Genomic DNA, 904 nt, shown 5'->3' on the forward strand with positions numbered 1-904 from the left:
TAGATTCGAAGGAAAGGAGAACGTATGGATCGAAAAGAAGCTTTGAAGAAAGGAAAAATGATTGCTGATAGATGGTGGTATGACAATAAATCAACTATTTTAAGCAAACAGCTAATCAATAAACAAAAAGCATGGATACAAATAAAAAAGTGACTCCGCCGGCAAGCAATGAGTCACATACAAAACATATCTAAGGAGATTTTAGCATATGAATAATGAACTTTCCACTTTAGATCAATATTTAACCAATCCAGATTGGGGTAAGGCGAATATTGAAAAAACAAAAAAAAGAAAAGTCAGAAGAAATCTTTTAACGAACGAAGAACTAGCATGTGATCAAGATGATCTAGGTAATATTGTGAGTATTTATGACCATGTCTATTGTGTCCACTTCTCAAAATATTCGAATAAACCAGTATTTGTCTACGTCATTGAAGATGGCTTGATCGATGCACTAGGAGAGTACGATCGGAATAACTTGCTTGCTATCTCTTATTACGGACAAGGAAAAAAATACATTGCTGATCTGGAGGCGGTATTCGATGAGCGAAACGAATGAAACTACAAATTTTGAAAAGCTATTTAGTAGAAAACTTAGCAAGTCTCTAAAGAAGAAGGGGAAATTCGATTATCTGTCATGGGCACGAGCGTGGGAGATGATGAAAAAGGACGATCCAGAGGCAAGAGTAACCATAAACGAGTATAAACATTATAGAGTAATTTCAGGAACGCACCAAGATTTTCTGGTTGAAGAGCACAAACCTTATTTGACAGATGAAACAGGAACTTATGTTTCTGTGTCTGTCACGCTAAGAGGCAGGACTGAGACAGAACTTTTCCCGGTGACAGATTACAACAATAAGCCAATTGCTAAACCGGATGCAAGTCAGATTAATAACTCGGT

At 36.6% G+C, this 904-nt stretch carries 3 protein-coding genes; all 3 read left to right on the forward strand.

Translation table 11 applies throughout. From position 1 onward, the window contains the following. Positions 1-24 precede the first annotated feature (24 nt). A complete protein-coding gene (locus P3R27_RS14360; protein ID WP_256821799.1) occupies positions 25-153 on the forward strand; it encodes a hypothetical protein in 129 nt (42 codons plus the stop codon). A gap of 55 nt (positions 154-208) precedes the next feature. Next, the gene (locus P3R27_RS14365) at positions 209-559 is read left to right on the forward strand and encodes a hypothetical protein (RefSeq protein WP_301357583.1); all 351 of its coding nucleotides are present in this window, start codon (positions 209-211) and stop codon (positions 557-559) included. Continuing rightward, a partial coding sequence (locus tag P3R27_RS14370; protein ID WP_301357582.1) for a Sak single strand annealing protein occupies positions 543-904 on the forward strand: 362 nt, incomplete at its 3' end. The genes P3R27_RS14365 and P3R27_RS14370, both read left to right, overlap by 17 nt.

The organism is Enterococcus spodopteracolus (assembly GCF_030441955.1).
GTDB lineage: Bacteria > Bacillota > Bacilli > Lactobacillales > Enterococcaceae > Enterococcus_B > Enterococcus_B spodopteracolus.